Raw genomic sequence first — 16,581 nt, forward strand, 5'->3', positions numbered from 1 at the left:
CCGATCTCACTGGGCGCCCCCTCGCACGGCGGAGAAGTAGAGATCCTCCAGGCTGGCCCCGGCTGCGAGGTCGGAGGTGTCGCCTCGGGCGATGCACGTGCCGGCGTCGAGCATGAGGTAGGAGTCCGACATCTGTTGCACCTCGTGCAGCATGTGGCTGGAGAGCACGATGGCGTGGCCGTCGTCCTGCAGCATCTGCACGATGTCTCGGAACGACTTGAGGAACACCGGGTCGAGACCATTGGTGGGCTCGTCGAAGATGATCACCGGTGAGGCGAGCATGAGGGCGCGCGCAATGCCCAACCGTTGCCGCATGCCTTGGCTGTACTGGGAGAACGGTACCTTCACCGTGTCCAGCTCCACGGTGGCCAAGGCACGCGGAATGCGGTCGATGCGGGCTGCGACCCCACCGCTGAAGGCCTCGAGATTGCTGCGGGCGGTGAGGAATGGGTAGAAGGCCGGCTCCTCGATCATCCCGGTGATGGACACCTCGGGGCCGGTGCGCACCGGTGGTGCGCCAGCCATGAGGACCTCACCGGAATGTGGGGTGAGCAGTCCCAGCAGCATGCGTAGCACGGTCGTCTTGCCGGCACCATTGGCGCCCACCAGCCCCAGACAGCCACCGGCTGGCACGGTGAGGTCGATCGGCCCCACCGATGCTCCCGAGCGGTAGCTGTGGCTGAGATTGTGTGCCTCGAGCATGGTCATGGACGTTCCCATGTGACCTTTCCCTTGGGGGTCATGAGGGCGAGCTGACCGGAGGGGGTGAACATCGCTGCAATCTTGCCGTCATAGGTTTTCTTGGTATGGCCGTCGATCGTCTCGACGACCACCGCAGAGCCGGAACGCCGCGCAATCATCGATCCATCCGGGGAGATCACCGGAGTGGATTCACCAGTTTCCGTGCGCTCCCGTAGAATTTTTCCATTGCTGCCGTAATAAATCAATTTTGTCTCAGTTTGCTCAGAATCCTTATTGGGATCATTCGCAAATGAGACGGCCACTGATCCATGAGCCCCAATGACACATGCCCCCAACTCTTCGGCGGAAATCTCATTCAACACCTGATCCTTCTTGCCAGAAGGTCGATGCAGGATCACGTCATCATGCATTGGAAGAATCCAAGAACCATCGGTGGCAGCACAACCAGCTCCTGAATCTACTTGAATTGCCGAACCGATATCACCAGCTCGATGGATGACACGAGCAAATGTCTTACCAGTTTGACCGTCATCCTCTGAGAAAAGAACCCCAGAAGCACCCTGTCCTGGATTCCAAAAAACTCTTGACGATTCCAACGGGGAAATAGTACCAGAAATATTCTTTTTCCACCATAGTGCGGTCGCCTTACCCGATTTTCCTGCCGTGACAACCAAAACTTGACCACTGATCGACACTGGCACGAAGACCTTGAATTGTTCAGGGATGCGAGTGACATCAGCTCCATGATATCCAACATTTGGAGTAGCCACCACTGGGGATCCTGTCGCATCGAGACTGCCGGAGACAATCGCCTTGGGGCATTGCGATACACAGACAGCCAGTCCTTCATGTCCCGGCTGCGACCAGATCTTCTTGCCCTGTCGATTCAGTCCAGCCATGACATCTTCTTTTACGGCTTCCCGGATGATCGCACCATGATCATCCGCTGTCACCAGGGCAGCTTCCTGCGGAGGCTCCACCGAATCATCCTGACGTTCCTCATCTGGCCCAACACAACTCGAGGTGAGCGCAGCGACAAGGACGAATACCCCGATCATACCTGCTCTCAACCGTTTGTGAACGTGCTCACGCATCGACAATCTGAACCTCCGTGAGAAAACCAACAAAACAGCCCCACTCACATCTCATGGAAAATCATCACATCCTCGTCAAAAAATCCACAACCGCCCCCCATCGCAATTGACGGCATACACGTCATCCCATGCTTCATAGGTGTACTCACGATACTACACCTCATCCCATGCCAGCCATCTGCACTGTCATTCTCGATGGCCAACCGGACTCATATGTTCGGCAGTTGCTGAATCGTCTGCTGTTCGTGGCCAATCGCCCCATCCGCCACATGGTGCGCCACCGCGCCCCGATACAGTGAGCAGTATTGAGACTCAACACCGGATGCCCATGTGCTCCGGCTCATGGATGACAGGAAGGCACGATGAACTCGCTCAACATCACCCGCGACGAGGCGCATCGCCGCTCAACGATCGTCACTGCACACAGCTACCGCGTCGTCGTGGATCTGTCTGGCCGGGACCCTCGAGGAGAGGCCTTGGCCGATCCGACCGGCACCTTCGTGTCGTCCTCCACGATCTCATTCACCAGCACCGGGGGCCAGACCCATGTCGACCTCGTCGCGGACGGGGTGTACGCCGTCGTCCTGGACGGGGTGCCACTGGACCCGGCCGCCCACCAGGGCAACCGCTACCCCATCAGCGTCGAGGCCGGCGAGCACTGCCTGACGATCATCGCACTGTGCCGCTACTCCCACACCGGCGAGGGGCTGCACCGCTTCGTCGACCCCGCCGACGAGCGGGTGTACCTCTACAGCCAGTTCGAGACCGCCGACGCCCGTCGTATGTTCGCCACCTTCGAGCAGCCGGACCAGAAGGCCACTTTCGCGCTACAGGTCATCGCGCCGAGTCACTGGGTCGTCGTGTCGAACTCCCCCACCCCCGAACCGGAGGATGGCCCGTACGACGACATGAGCAGGTGGAGCTTCGCCCCCACCGTGCCGATCGCCACCTACCTCACCGCCCTGGTCGCCGGTGAGTACCACGTCGACCACGGCACCATCACCTCCACCAAGGGTGAGCTGGGGGCCGACATCCTGTGTCGTCAGTCGCTCAAGGAGCATCTGGACGCCGATCGCATTCGTCACATCACCCAGCGCGGGTTCGACGTCTACGAGTCCGAGTTCGACTATGCCTACCCCTTCGAGAAGTACGACCAGTCGTTCGTGCCCGAGTTCAATGCCGGTGCCATGGAGAACGCCGGGTGCGTCACTCACCGAGACGAGTACCTGTTCCGTTCCCGGGTGACGTCGGCAGCCCACCTCAACCGCGACGTGACGATCCTGCACGAGCTGGCACACATGTGGTTCGGCGACCTCGTCACCATGAAGTGGTGGGACGACCTGTGGCTCAACGAGTCCTTCGCCGAGTGGTGCTCCTACCACTGCCGCGCCGTCATCTGCACCCAGGACGGTGGGGAGGACCCGTGGGTGTCGTTCGCCAACCAGCGCAAGACGTGGGGCTACACCCAGGATCAGCTGCCCACCACGCACCCGATTGCAGCCGACATGGTCGACCTGGACGCCGTGGAGCAGAACTTCGACGGCATCACCTATGCCAAGGGCGCATCGACCCTCAAACAGCTGGTGGCCTTCGTCGGCCAGGACAACTTCCTTGCCGGGGTGCACGAGTACTTTGTCGCACACGAGTTCGGCAACACCGAGCTCGTCGACCTGCTCACCGAACTGCACGACGCTTCCGGGCGAGACCTCTCCGACTTCACCGACACTTGGCTCAAGACCCCGGGCGTGAACGTCATGCAGGCTGATTTCGACGTCGACTCCCAGGGTAATTTCACTCGGTTCGACGTGGTGCAGAGTGCCTCCGAACGGTTCCCCGTGCTGCGCACCCACCGAATGGGGATCGGCATCTACTCCCTGCGCGATGGTGCCCTGGTGCGTACCGACGGTCTGGAAGTGGACGTCCACGGCGAGCGCACCCCCATCGCGGCCCTGGTCGGCCACCACCGTGGCGACCTCGTCCTGCTCAACGACGGTGACCTCACCTATGCCAAGGTGCGGCTGGACGACGTCTCCCTGGCAACCTTGGAGACACACATCGACGCCATCACCGACCCGCTGGCCCGCGCCCTGTGCTGGGCCTCGACATGGGACATGTGCCGGGACGGTGAGATGACGGCCCAGGACTACGTACGACTCGTGACCACCGGCCTGGGCTCGGAGACCGACCTCACTGCGATGCAGGCTCTCGCCGCACAGGCGACCATGGCCACCGAGCGGTTTGCCGCCGCTTCGGTGCGCAAGGACACCCGCATGGTCCTGGTGTCGAGCCTCGCCGCACAGCTCAAGGCTGCCGAGCCCGGATCAGACCGTCAGGTGGCGCTGGCCAATGGTCTCATCGACGCTGCCGGCCCCGAGGCCGTCGAGGTGCTGCAGGGCTGGCTGGCTGACGAGGAGGTGCCCGAAGGGCTCACCGTGGACCAAGGTGTGCGCTGGCGTGTCCTCATCGCGCTGGCCCGCCTCGGTGCGGCCGACGAGGCCCTCATCGCTGCCGAGCAGCAGCGTGATGGCACCAGTGCGGGAGCCGAGGAGGCCGCCTCGGCTCGTTCGGCCGCTGCGGACGCCGACCTCAAGGCCGCCGCGTGGCACCTCGCCACCGAGGACCCGACGGTGCCCAACGAGACCTACCGGCACATCACCCGCAGCTTCATCCAACCTGGCCAGGAGGACCTGCTGGAGCCCTACGCCGCCAAGTACCTGCAACTGTGTGAGCAGATCAGCACCGGGCAGGGGCAGTGGGCCAACGCCGGTCACGCCCAGGTGCAGAATGCGCTGACCTTCCTCTTCCCGGCGACGCTGGCCGACCGAACCTGGCTGGACGGGTTGTACTCCTGGATGCGTGACACCGAGTTGAACAGCACGGTGTTGCGCGTCCTGCTGGAGCGGGCCGACATGGCAGAGCGTGCTCTGCACTGCCAGAACGCCAGCGGCGCACGCGGCTGACGCCTGGCCGGTCCGACCGCTGCGTACCGGTCCGACTGCACAGCACCACCGACCAGCTCGCAGCATCCACCACCGAACCCATGAGGAGTCACATGTCCACCCCGACCTCGTCGCGTGCCAGCCAGATCGGCACCACCCCCGAGCCAGGAGGACGTCCCGGCTCCACGGGCACCGATGCCGAGCCGTGGTGGCGTTCGGCCGTCGTCTACCAGATCTACCCACGTAGTTTCTTCGACGCCGACGGTGACGGCACCGGTGATCTGCGCGGCATCACCAGTCATCTGGACCACGTCGTGAGCCTCGGAGCAGATGCCATCTGGATCAGTCCGTGGTATCCCTCCCCCATGGTCGACGGTGGCTACGACGTCGCGGACTACTGCGACATCCACCCCGACTTCGGCACCTTGGACGATGCCGAGACCCTCATCGACACCGCCCGCGCCAAGGGGCTGCGGGTGCTCATCGACCTGGTGCCCAACCACTGCTCGTCACAGCACCCGTGGTTCCGCGAGGCCGTGTCCGGTGGGCCGGGCCACCCCATGCGCGACCGGTTCGTCTTCCGTGACGGCACCGGTGCACACGGTGAGCTGCCACCCAACAACTGGCCGTCGGTCTTCGGCGGTGCGGCCTGGCAGCGCGTCGTCGAGCCGGACGGGAAACCCGGCCAGTGGTACCTGCACTTCTTCGATCCCGGCCAGCCGGACTGGAACTGGGACAACGAGGAGGTACGTGCCGAGTTCGACCGGATCCTGCGGTTCTGGTTCGATCGTGGGGTGGACGGATTCCGCGTCGACGTGGCGGACGCCCTCGTCAAGGACATGAGCCTGCCGGACGTGCCGATCGATCCGAGAACCGGTCGTGGCACCCTCGACAAGTCGATCGACAATCCGATGTGGGACCAGCCTGGTCTGGCAGAGGTCCAGCGTCGTTGGCGTGCCATCGCCCGGGAATACGCCGACACCCCCGGCGGGGAGCGAGTCTTCGTCGCCGAGGCGTACCTGCCCCATGACCGGCTCGTGCAGTTCCTCGCCCCGGACCGGTTCCAGATGAGCTTCGACTTCGAGTTCCTGCAGTCCGCCTGGGACGCAGACTCCCTGCGGTGGGTCATCGACGGTTGTCTGGCGGCTCACGCCCGCACCGGTTCCAACAACGACGAGCAGAACGCAGGAGTCAGCAGCCGAGATGACGCGGATCGGCAGACGTGCGCAGGCGAGCACGTGGACGCGAGCACGGCCACCTGGGTCATCGGCAACCACGACGTCATCCGCCCTGCCACCAGATATGGCAAACCCGTCACCGGAATCGACTTCCGACATCCGGAGGATTTCGACGACATCGCCACCAAGGCGATGGACTCCGACGTCGATCTGGGACGGCGTCGAGCCCGGGCAGCCCTACTGCTGGAGATGGCCCTGCCCGGCGGCGCCTACGTGTACCAGGGCGAGGAACTTGGCCTTGACGAGGTGCAGGTACCCACCGACCGTATCGAGGACCCCACCTGGCAGCGTTCCGGGCATGTCGATCGCGGCCGGGACGGCTGCCGGGTGCCGATCCCCTGGGGCGGTCGGCAGGCCCCCTACGGGTGGTCCACGACCTCCGACACCTGGTTGCCAATGCCAGATCACTGGGCTGAGCTCACCGTGGCGGCCCAGGACCAGGACGCGAACTCCACCCTGAGCCTCTACCGTGCCGTCCTCGCCGAGCGACGGGAGAACCCGGCCCTGGGAGCAGGCCGAATGGTCTGGGAGGACGAGACGAGTTGGCCTGCCCTGGCCGGGGTGGCCGAGCACGTCCTCGTGTTCCGACGCGAGCCAACGCTCCCGGAGCCCGCGTCGGGGTCCCAGCGTGGTGCGGACCCACGAGGCGGGGCCGGGCTGCGGTGCGTCGTGAATTTCGGTACCGCCCCAGTACCGTTGGACACCGACACGATCATCATCTCGTCGATCCCCCTGACCGACGGCCTGCTGCCCCGCGACGCTGCCGCCTGGGTGCGACTCTGAGGGCTTCGTGCCGTGCAACATCCGCCACGCAACATCAGCCACGGGGCGAGGTCGCCCATGCTGATCCCGGGCGGTGCGGATTCCGGACGACACAGTGCTGCTTCTGGGCGGTGCCGTGCCGATCCCAGCAGTGCAGTGCCTCTGGAGGGTGCAGGGGGCGTACCTGGGAATCCCAGAACTGCCGGGCCATCGGGTCCTGACGGCAAGTCCACTGGGCCCTGACGACGGATCCACCGGGTCCTGACGACGGATCCACCGGGTCCTGACGGACTGGGGGCTCAGGGCCGGACGACGAGGTGTGCCGCCAGTACCTGCCTCGTCTCCTCCGCGATGGGGGTTGCCCGGCCAGTGGCACGATCAACGCACACCAGCACTGCCGCCGAGTTGAGGATGGTGTCACCGTGTGCCTCCACCGAGGCAGCCAGGGTGATCGAGGAGGTTCCCAACCTGACAAGCCCGGTGTGCACTCGACACTGCTGTGTGCTGGGGTGCAGCTGGCGGACATAGCGAACGTCCTGCCGGGCCACCACCCACAGATTCTCCCCTGCACGCCTCATCGCCGGTGACCACGCCGTGGTGGCCAGGATGCGCGCCTCCTGCAGGTACCCCGCCAGGGACACATTGTTGACGTGACCGTACCGATCGACGTCCGACCAGCGGATCGGCACGGTGACGACATCATTCGGATCGGTCCGACCGACCACGTCGACCACGGGCAGGGCAGGCCATGACGTGGCCGGGGCCGACATCGCCAACATCGCCGACTTCTCCTGGGAGTACATGCGGCGCAACCGGCCGGCAACGAAGTCGAACGGACACAACTCGGTGAGGGCCCGCGCCACCTTGGTGCCGCGATGAGAGGCCGCATACTCCATGATGATTCGAGCTGCACCCACCGTCGAGCACCACACGTCCACCAGCAGCGGCTCCTCGTCGACGACGAAGGACTGCACGAATTCGACGCGTTGACCGGCAACCACCATGCCACTGTCGAGCATCGGGGCGGCCTCGGTGGGGATGAATGCCTGGTTGCGGGCCTCCTGCACCAGCTCCCAGATACGCACATTGTTGACGTGTCCTTGGGCATCCATGTCGGACCATCGCAGCGGAATCTCGACTCTCACCGGCCCAGTTGACGACACCTTGACTCCTTCTCGTCGGTTCTGCTGGCGAGGTTGAGGATACGCGTGTGCTCAGGCAGTGGTCTCGTCGGCCTCGTAGAGCGACTCGTACAGGTCATGGAACTGCCGGGCGACGACGGAACGGCGTACCTTGAGGCTCGTCGTCACCAGATCCTTGTTGCTGGACATGTCGTAGTCGAGGATGGCGAACTTCTTGACGGTCTCCCACCGTTCCAAGCGAGTGTTGGCGCGGTCGACGCCAGCCTGCATGGCAGCGATGAGCTCTGGATCGTCAATGAGATCGGCATAGGTGGCTCGAGACTTCCCGTGTCGGCGTCCCCACCGCAGGACCGCCTTCTCCTCCAGGGCCAGCAGGGCGACGATGTACTTGTGTCCCTCACCCAGGACGACTGCCTGGGAGAGCAATGGGATGTTTGCCGCCAGCGAAGCCTCCACCTTCTGGGGGGCAACATACTTTCCACCAGAGGTCTTGATGAGATCTTTCTTGCGATCGGTGATGTACAGATTGTCGTGCTCGTCGAATTCGCCGATGTCACCCGTGTGGAACCAGCCATTGTCGAATGCCTCAGCAGTGAGTTCCGGCAGGTGGTGGTACCCCCGCGCAACGATGGGTCCCCTGACGAGCAATTCGCCGTCCTCGGCGATTCTCGTCTCATTGCCAGGGCAGACTGGGCCAGCCGTGCCGAACTGCACATTCTCGGGAGGGGTGAAGAACGCCACGGCGCACATCTCGGTGGCACCGTATCCCTCGACGATGGGGATTCCAGCCGAGTAGAACCATTCCTGCACCTGGGGAGACAGCTTGGCGCCACCGGAGATCATGAACTTGACATCGCCCAGGCCAGCTCGCAACCGGGAGAAGACGAGCCGATCCGCAATGCGGTGCTTGATCGCAAGATGGGGTGGCATTCTTCTCCTGCCCAACCGATAGGCAGTGGTTTCCTTTCCCACGGCGAAGGCCCAACGGGAAATCATGGATTTCAATCGTCCAGCCGGGAACTGCGTCATGACGCCCGAGCGGATCTTCTCGAAGATTCTCGGAACACCGCACAGAACAAATGGTTTGACCTCTTTGAGGCTGCGGGAAAGACGCGGAATCCTCGGTTCGACCGCCTGGCAGATCCCGATCTCGAAGCAGATGGCCAACAGGCACTTCCCAAAGGCATGGGAGAGCGGCAGCCACAGCAGGTGGGTGTCTCCCAGGTGCAGGAAGTCGCCGTGCTTCCATGCGGCGCCCATGTACGTCCAGGAGCGATGTTCGATCTCCACTCCCTTGGGGGTCCCGGTGGTCCCGGAGGTGTACATGATCGTGGCCAGGTCACTGGGCTGGATCGCGTCGATGGTGCGACGTACCAGATCCGGGTCCTGGGCCAGGGCACGCCGCCCCATGGCGACAAGCTCATCCATGGTGATGACGCGGTCGTCGTCGACGTGGTTCAACTGGCGATCATCATCGAAGATGACGATGTGACGCAGGTGCTCGTCGACGTCATCACTGCCCAACGCCTTGGCAAGGTTGGCCGAGGAGTCGACGAAGAGCACGCTGGACTCGGAGTCGGCGAGGATGTAGCAGGCCTCCTGCGGCCCGGAGTTGGGGTAGATCGTCGTCGTGGCACCACCGGCACATGAAATGCCCATGTCGGCCAGGATCCACTCAATGCGAGTCCCCGACATGATCGCTGCTCGGTCCTGACGTCCCAGCCCCAGGCTCAGCAGACCGGCGGCGACGTCATGGGCCTGCCGGCGAAACTGGGCAAAGGTCAGCGGAACCCACTCGTTGGGCTCATCGGACCCCCCGACCGGGGTGAGGAATGCCACGTGATCGGGGTGTGCGTCGGCCTGGCGATCCAGGATGGCCCCGAAATTCTGGGCAGCAGCAGCGGACAGCTCCTCTTGCAGACTCATACCCTGCGATATCCTTCCCGGACGTGGGATGCCAACGAGCCTTCACGATAGGGCATCCACGGCTGGAGACTTCCGACAACGGCTCCAATCCTGCTTGCAGAATACCTACAGAACACGACTCGATTCTGCCGATGTGGGAATAATTTTCCTCCAAAGTTCACCGAAGGATATACCCTGCGCAATCCACATCCAATACGCTGGGTGGTATGCAATCGACACCTGAGTCACGGGGAAATCTCGGCGCCGAGGCGGCCGAGACCGACTCGGCACAGAGCATGTCCTCACCCGGGCAGGGGACGACCGACACGGTACCGGCGCTGAGTGCCGAGGAGGAACTCATCTGGCGCAGCTGGCTGGCCGGCACCCACCGCCTGGCCTCCTACCTCGACGAGCAGCTACGCCTCGACGGGCTGGACTTCACCCAGTACGAGATCCTCGCGAATCTTTCCACGGCTCCCGAGGGACGATTGAGCATGACCACCCTGGCAGATCTGGTGCGGCAGACCCGATCCTGCCTCGTCCAGGCGATCTCGCGCATGGAGGTCGACGGCTTGGTGAGCCGCACCGCCGATCCACACGATCGCCGTGGTGTCGCGGCGAGCATCACCGAGCGCGGCCAGGCCGTGGTGGAACGGGCAACACCTCATCACATCCGCGCCATGCGCAGAATCCTCATCGACATCGTCGATCCCGAGGACCTCAATGCCGTCGGGCGGGTCATGCAGGCCATCCTCACAGCCGAGATCTGACAGCTGGGTGAGACCCAGCCGAGGGCTGGGGTCGACGTCACGGCGTGCAACGTGCCGACGTGTCTGAAATCGTGTCGTGACCTGTTCGACGCCCAAGCCGGACGGGAATTCCATCGCCGACCTCGGCCGTGACGTGTCCAGAACAAGGTACCGTACACCACAGCCATGCCGACCTGAGGCAACGGTCTCATGACGGTCGGACGGACGCCCCCTGCCACCGTCGTGCCAGACTTCCGTCATGACAGCAACCGCATCCCACACCGAACAGTTGGCTGATTTTCGCGCAGAGTTGCGCCACCTGGATCCCGACATCCAGGTTGACGGCTCACGTCTGGCACGTGCCCTGTACTCCTCGGATGCGTCGATCTACCGCGTCGTACCTGCAGCGGTGGTGCATCCGCATGACGAGGCTCAGGTGCGTGCCCTGTGCCAAGCTGCTTCAGCGGTGGGTCTGCCAATCACCTCACGCGGAGCAGGTACCAGTTGCGCCGGCAACGCCGTGGGCCCCGGCGTCATCGTCGACCTGTCGGGAATGGACGAGATCGCCGACGTCGACGTCGAGCACAAACGCGTCCGGGTGCAGCCCGGAGTGGTTCAGGAACAGCTGCAACGAGTGCTGCGACCGTTTGGTCTGCGTTACGGGCCGGATCCCTCCACCTCGAGCAGGTGCACGATCGGTGGCATGATCGGCAACAACGCCTGTGGCCCGCGTGCCCTGGCATACGGTCGTACCGCGGACACGATCGAGAGTGCCCGTCTGGTCATCGCCGGCGGTGAGGTCGAACCTCTGGCCGCCGCAGCGTCGAGTGACTGGGCCAGTGAACGCGTCAGCGCCCTCGTCGAGAGGAATCTGGGCACGATTCGCACCCAGTTCGGTTCCTTCTCCAGGCAACTGTCCGGCTACTCCATGGAACACCTGCTGCCGGAGAACCACCGCGACATGGCCAAGTTCATTGCAGGCACCGAGGGGACCCTGGGTATCGTCACCGAGGCATGCGTGTCCCTGGTGGCGGAGCGTCCGTGCAGCATCACGGTGGCCCTGGGATACGCCTCGATGGCCGAGGCTGCCGACGCCATCACCGCCCTGCTGCCGTTCTGCCCGGTGGCCTGTGAGGGATTCGGTCGCCGGATCGTCGAGGTCGTCGCCCGATCCGGCAAGCCCGTCCCCGATCTGCCCCGCGGGGACGGTTGGATCTTCGTGGAGCTGCGGGCGGACTCGAATACCCAGGCTCGCCGGGACGCCGACGCCCTGGTCTCGGCATCGAACGCGCTTGACGGGCGGGTGGTCACCGACGAACGCGAGGCTGCCGCACTGTGGCGGATCCGCGCCGACGGAGCCGGGTTGGCAGGCGTCTCGCTGGAGAAACCGGCTTGGGCCGGCTGGGAGGATGCCGCCGTCCCACCGGAGAGGCTCGGAGCCTATCTGCGCGACTTCGACCGCCTGCTCGCCGAGTACGACCTGCACGGACTGCCCTACGGCCACTTTGGTGAAGGGTGCGTGCACTGTCGCATCGACTACCCGTTGGACGAGCCGGACGGCCCGGCACGCTACAAGCAGTTCGTCACGGCAGCAGCCGAGCTGGTGGCCAGTCACGGCGGTTCGATGTCTGGTGAGCATGGTGACGGGCGGGCCCGCTCCGCCCTGCTGCCGACGATGTACTCCCCCGAGGCATTGGACCTGTTCGCCGGTATCAAGCACATCTTCGACCCGCACAACATCATGAATCCGGGTGTGCTGGTGGATCCGCATCCCGTGGAGGAGAACATCCGGGTGCACCAGGCCCGCACCTCACCGCTGACCCTGAGCCATCCCGACTTCGCCGCAGCCGTGCACCAGTGCACCGGCGTGGGCAAGTGCATCGCCGACAATTCTGGGGCTGGCGGGGTGATGTGCCCGTCCCACCAGGCGTCCGGTCTGGAGAAGGACTCCACCCGGGGGCGGGCGAAGGTGCTCCAGGAGATGGTCAACGGCACCTTGGTGCACGGGTGGAACTCACCTGAGGTGGCCGAGGCCCTGGATCTGTGCATGGCGTGCAAGGGATGTTCCCGCGACTGCCCCACCGGGACAGACATGGCCAAGTACCGCTCGCGGGTGTTGTACGAAAAGTATCGGCACCGCCTGCGTCCTCGTTCGCACTGGACGATGGGACAGCTGCCACGGTGGGAACGCATGATGGATGCCATCCCCGGACTGGCACGCACGGCCAATGCCGTGCTCTCGGTGCCACCGATCACTCGCCTGGCGCGGTGGGTGGCCGAGGTGGACCAGCGACGGCCACTCCCCCGGTTCCGACGCTCGGTACGTCGCGAGATGCCCCCTGCGCATCGCACGAGCTCTGCCCAAGCGGTCCGTTCCGGACGGGACGTCTCCCAGGCCCCGCACGGACGACAGGCCCCGCACGGACGAGTCGTCATCTGGGTGGATTCGTTCTCCGATCGTCTGGAGGGGTGCGACCTCGCAGCGATGGTGGCGGTGCTGGCGAACGCCGGCTATGCCCCCGAGGTGCTCACCGACGAGGCGTGCTGCGGGTTGACGTGGATCACGACCGGCCAGCTGGACACGGCTCGGCGCCGGTTGCGCGCGGCGCTGGACGTGCTGGGTCCGCTGGCCGAGGCCGGGATCCCGGTGGTTGGTGTGGAGCCGTCGTGCACTGCGGTGTGGCATTCGGACGCCCTGGACCTGGTGGGTGATGATCCTCGCACCGAGGCGGTCGCACGCAATGTTCACACCTTGGCGGAGATGTTGCAGGCCGCCCGGTGGACACCGCCGTCGTTGGCCGGACATGTCGTCGTGGCCCAGCCACACTGTCATCACGCCTCGGTGCTGGGCTTCGGCCCGGACGCCGAGCTGCTGCGAGCTGCCGGTGCCGAGCTGCGAGTCGTCGGTGGATGCTGCGGCTACGCCGGCAACTTCGGTGTCGAGAAGGGCCATTACGAGTTCTCGGTGGCCGTGGCGAAACACGACCTGCTACCAGCGATCGAGGAGGCTGGTCCCGAGGCGATCATCCTGGCCGACGGTTTCTCGTGCCGACGTCAGACCTCGGAGCTGGCCGGGCGACGTGCCCTCACCCTGGCGGAGCTGTTGGCCTCACACCTGCCACAGTGACGATTCCGCGCGGGACGGGGACTCCACCCACGACATCCTCCATGCGCGGCGCAAGGATCTGACGGTTCCATGCGGGACTGGGCTCCACGCAGGTCGGGGCACCACGGGGGACGGGGCCCTTTTCCGACGTGTCCCAGCGGTGGACCAGTCCGAGAATCCCGCTGAGCTGGATCGACGTCTTCGGCACACAAATTGCGCATCGTGGTCAGTGCGAGATTCCGCTGTGGCAGGAGACCGGGACGGGGCGGCGTCCGCCCTACGATCCGATGGGTCACACCGAGGAGAGATCACACCAGCCGATCCGGGAAGGGACGAGTCCGGGGTGGGACGACATGTCGTCCCACCCCGGGAAGCACCATCCGTCCCGAACGGGCCACGCGTCCAAGCTGGCATGGTGCCCAGGTCGAGGAGCTCGCCGCCCCGCCCTCGAGCGCACAACGCGTCCAGGCGTGGAATCCTCAGTCACGCATGAGGCGACGGTGTCGCGAGGCATGTGGACGGGCTGCCTCCGGTCCGAGGCGTTCGATCTTGTTGGCCTCGTAGTCGGCGAAGTTGCCCTCGAACCAGAACCAGCGCGGGGTCCCGTCCTCGTCCTCACCCTCCCAAGCGAGGATGTGGGTGGCGACGCGGTCGAGGAACCAACGATCGTGGCTGATGGCCACGGCACAGCCGGGGAAATCGAGCAGGGCGTCCTCGAGGCTGGACAGGGTCTCGACGTCGAGGTCGTTGGTGGGCTCGTCGAGCAGGAGGACGTTGCCGCCCTGCTTGAGGGTCAGGGCCAGGTTCAGCCGGTTGCGCTCACCACCGGAGAGTACCTTGGCGAGCTTCTGCTGATCGGGGCCCTTGAACCCGAAACTGGCCACGTAGGCGCGCGACGGCTCTTCGAAGTTGCCGACCTTGATGTAGTCCAGACCGTCCGAGACGACCTCCCACAGATTCTTGTCGGGGTCGATGCCGGCACGATTCTGGTCGACGTAGGAGAACTGGACGGTCTCGCCCACCTTGAGGCTGCCCGAGTCGGGCTCCTCCAGACCGACGATCGTCTTGAACAAGGTCGTCTTGCCGACGCCGTTGGGGCCAATGACACCAACGATCCCAGCGCGCGGCAGGGTGAACGAGAGGTCCTTGATGAGGACTCGGTCACCGAATCCCTTGCACAGCTTGTCGGCCTCCAGCACGACATTGCCCAGACGCGGGCCCGGTGGAATGTTGATCTCGGCGGTGTCGATCTTGCGGTTGCGCTCGGCCTCGGCAGCCAGCTCCTCGTAACGAGCCAGGCGAGCCTTGTTCTTGGCCTGCCGTGCCTTGGGCGAGGAACGTACCCACTCCAGCTCCTTCTCGAGGATCCTGGCGCGTTTGGCGTCCTTCTTGCCCTCGATCTGCAGTCGCTGACGTTTGGTGTCCAGGTACGTGGAGTAGTTGCCCTCATAGGGGTGCAGTTGACCGCGGTCGACCTCGCAGATCCACTCCGCGACATTGTCGAGGAAGTAGCGATCGTGGGTGACGGCGAGCACGGCACCCGGATAGGTCTTGAGGTGTCCCTCAAGCCAGTTCACCGACTCGGCGTCAAGGTGGTTGGTGGGCTCATCGAGCAGCAGCAGGTCCGGCTGCTCCAACAGGAGCTTGCACAGGGCCACGCGACGCCGCTCTCCACCGGAGAGCACGTTGACCGGAGTGTCACCGGGCGGGCACTGCAGGGCATCCATCGCCTGCTCGAGACGAGTGTCCAGATCCCAGGCATTCGTGTTGTCGAGTTCAGTCTGCAGTTCGCCCATCTCAGCCATGAGCGCATCGAAGTCGGCGTCCGGATCGGCCATGGCAGCCGAGACTGCGTTGAAGCGATCAAGCTTCTGCTTGACGTCGCTCACTGCCTCCTCGACGTTCTCGCGCACCGTGGTGTCCTCGGTGAGCGGGGGCTCCTGCAACAGGATGCCCACCGTGGCACCCTTGGCCAGTGCCGCGTCACCATTGTTTGGCTTGTCGAGGCCGGCCATGAGTTTGAGCATGGTGGACTTACCCGCACCATTGGGGCCCACGACGCCGATCTTGGCGCCGGGGAAGAACGACAGGGTGACATTGTCGAGAATGACCTTGTCGCCCACCGCCTTGCGCACATTGTGCATGGTGTAGATGAACTCCGCCATTGACACTCTCCTTCAGGATGGACAAGGTCGCGCAACGGCCTGCACAACCGCTGGCAAGTATGCCAGCCGTGCACATGTTAGGCCACTGATCTCACTCCCCTCGCCCGCACACGGGGACGACCTTGATGCAGGGAGCATTCCCCCGGCTCGCCCCCCATCTCCCGCACACGGGGATGACCCCACACCAGTGCCATTCACACCACTACTGACGTTGGTACGTCCCGAAGCCTCACCCCTCGACCACGAGTACTTGGCAGCGCCCCGATGGTCTCAGCTCGCCGCAGCCATGAGCGACGAGGGAGCCATCTCCTGCTCAACGGTCCTCGCACTGTCCAACATCGTGATGCCACCATCCGTACCGTCGGTCGCAGTCTTGGCGACATCCGAGGCACTGCTGGTGCCATCACGCGTCACACGTCGAAATTCAGAACATCCGCGAGCCAGATCGTGCCCCACCGATGAGGCGACGATGGCCAGACTCTCGTGTTCGTTGTCGTCGGTATCGCGCCACACCTTGGTGCGTAGGCGTCCTGAGACGATGACGGGATCACCCTTGACGAGGCTGTCACGGCAATTTCTGGCCAGCCGACCGCTGGTGCGTACCGTCAGCCATGTGGTGTTGCCGTCGACCCATGCTCCATCGACCAGACGCCTGGGAGTGTGCGCCACGCGAAAACGCGCGGCACACCATCCCCTCCCCTCGACGTAGTCGACTTCGGTACCCAAGTTTCCACTGAACGAGACATTGGCATCCATGTGAGCTCCTCTCCACTCATCAC

10 protein-coding genes are annotated in these 16,581 nt (G+C 64.3%); 4 read left to right on the plus strand and 6 right to left on the minus strand.

Translation table 11 applies throughout. From position 1 onward, the window contains the following. Window positions 1–6: 6 nt before the first annotated feature. A complete protein-coding gene (locus tag ACP8JZ_RS05805) occupies window positions 7–720 on the minus strand; it encodes an ABC transporter ATP-binding protein (protein ID WP_023034082.1) in 714 nt (237 codons plus the stop codon). Beyond that, window positions 705–1,796: a hypothetical protein gene (locus ACP8JZ_RS05810; RefSeq protein WP_306516719.1), complete on the minus strand. Its 1,092-nt coding sequence runs from the start codon at window positions 1,794–1,796 to the stop codon at window positions 705–707. The genes ACP8JZ_RS05805 and ACP8JZ_RS05810 overlap by 16 nt, the downstream gene beginning before the upstream one ends. A gap of 362 nt (window positions 1,797–2,158) precedes the next feature. Here ACP8JZ_RS05810 and pepN point away from each other — a divergent pair, with 362 nt between their 5' ends. Beyond that, a complete protein-coding gene (gene pepN / locus ACP8JZ_RS05815; protein WP_306516720.1) occupies window positions 2,159–4,756 on the plus strand; it encodes an aminopeptidase N in 2,598 nt (865 codons plus the stop codon). Window positions 4,757–4,848: 92 nt separating this feature from the next. Then, a complete protein-coding gene (locus ACP8JZ_RS05820; RefSeq protein WP_306516721.1) occupies window positions 4,849–6,756 on the plus strand; it encodes a glycoside hydrolase family 13 protein in 1,908 nt (635 codons plus the stop codon). 278 nt (window positions 6,757–7,034) lie between these two features. Here ACP8JZ_RS05820 and ACP8JZ_RS05825 read toward each other — a convergent pair whose 3' ends face one another. Both ACP8JZ_RS05825 and ACP8JZ_RS05830 read right to left on the minus strand, forming a co-directional pair. Continuing rightward, window positions 7,035–7,898, minus strand: coding sequence for an acyl-CoA thioesterase (locus tag ACP8JZ_RS05825; RefSeq protein ID WP_306516722.1), 864 nt, complete (start codon window positions 7,896–7,898; stop codon window positions 7,035–7,037). Window positions 7,899–7,949: 51 nt separating this feature from the next. Continuing rightward, entirely contained in the window at window positions 7,950–9,803 is a 1,854-nt protein-coding gene (locus ACP8JZ_RS05830) for an AMP-dependent synthetase/ligase (RefSeq protein WP_306516723.1), read from the minus strand. 206 nt (window positions 9,804–10,009) lie between these two features. Between ACP8JZ_RS05830 and ACP8JZ_RS05835 the strand changes: the two genes are divergently transcribed. Together ACP8JZ_RS05835 and ACP8JZ_RS05840 are read left to right on the plus strand one after the other, a co-directional pair. After that, window positions 10,010–10,552 carry a MarR family winged helix-turn-helix transcriptional regulator gene (locus ACP8JZ_RS05835; protein ID WP_306516724.1) on the plus strand — a complete coding sequence of 181 codons (543 nt, stop codon included), beginning with the start codon at window positions 10,010–10,012 and terminating at the stop codon, window positions 10,550–10,552. 238 nt (window positions 10,553–10,790) lie between these two features. Next, complete coding sequence (locus ACP8JZ_RS05840; protein ID WP_306516725.1) at window positions 10,791–13,658, plus strand: FAD-binding and (Fe-S)-binding domain-containing protein; 2,868 nt, start codon at window positions 10,791–10,793, stop codon at window positions 13,656–13,658. A 458-nt stretch (window positions 13,659–14,116) separates the two neighbouring features. Here ACP8JZ_RS05840 and ettA read toward each other — a convergent pair whose 3' ends face one another. Both ettA and ACP8JZ_RS05850 read right to left on the minus strand, forming a co-directional pair. Further along, window positions 14,117–15,802, minus strand: coding sequence for an energy-dependent translational throttle protein EttA (gene ettA / locus ACP8JZ_RS05845; protein ID WP_286318702.1), 1,686 nt, complete (start codon window positions 15,800–15,802; stop codon window positions 14,117–14,119). Window positions 15,803–16,072: 270 nt separating this feature from the next. After that, the gene (locus tag ACP8JZ_RS05850) at window positions 16,073–16,558 is read right to left on the minus strand and encodes a single-stranded DNA-binding protein (protein WP_306516726.1); all 486 of its coding nucleotides are present in this window, start codon (window positions 16,556–16,558) and stop codon (window positions 16,073–16,075) included. Window positions 16,559–16,581 lie beyond the last annotated feature (23 nt).

It is taken from the genome of Cutibacterium sp. LaCa_286 (genome assembly GCF_057198075.1).

Bases quoted from the DNA above. Each gene is read 5' to 3' on its own strand.
- ACP8JZ_RS05805 (WP_023034082.1), bottom strand. From the start codon at position 720: ATGGGAACGTCCATGACCATGCTCGAGGCACACAATCTCAGCCACAGC.
- pepN (WP_306516720.1), top strand. From the start codon at position 2,159: ATGAACTCGCTCAACATCACCCGCGACGAGGCGCATCGCCGCTCAACG.
- ettA (WP_286318702.1), bottom strand. From the start codon at position 15,802: ATGGCGGAGTTCATCTACACCATGCACAATGTGCGCAAGGCGGTGGGC.
- ACP8JZ_RS05830 (WP_306516723.1), bottom strand. From the start codon at position 9,803: ATGAGTCTGCAAGAGGAGCTGTCCGCTGCTGCTGCCCAGAATTTCGGG.
- ACP8JZ_RS05840 (WP_306516725.1), top strand. From the start codon at position 10,791: ATGACAGCAACCGCATCCCACACCGAACAGTTGGCTGATTTTCGCGCA.
- ACP8JZ_RS05835 (WP_306516724.1), top strand. From the start codon at position 10,010: ATGCAATCGACACCTGAGTCACGGGGAAATCTCGGCGCCGAGGCGGCC.
- ACP8JZ_RS05810 (WP_306516719.1), bottom strand. From the start codon at position 1,796: ATGCGTGAGCACGTTCACAAACGGTTGAGAGCAGGTATGATCGGGGTA.
- ACP8JZ_RS05820 (WP_306516721.1), top strand. From the start codon at position 4,849: ATGTCCACCCCGACCTCGTCGCGTGCCAGCCAGATCGGCACCACCCCC.
- ACP8JZ_RS05850 (WP_306516726.1), bottom strand. From the start codon at position 16,558: ATGGATGCCAATGTCTCGTTCAGTGGAAACTTGGGTACCGAAGTCGAC.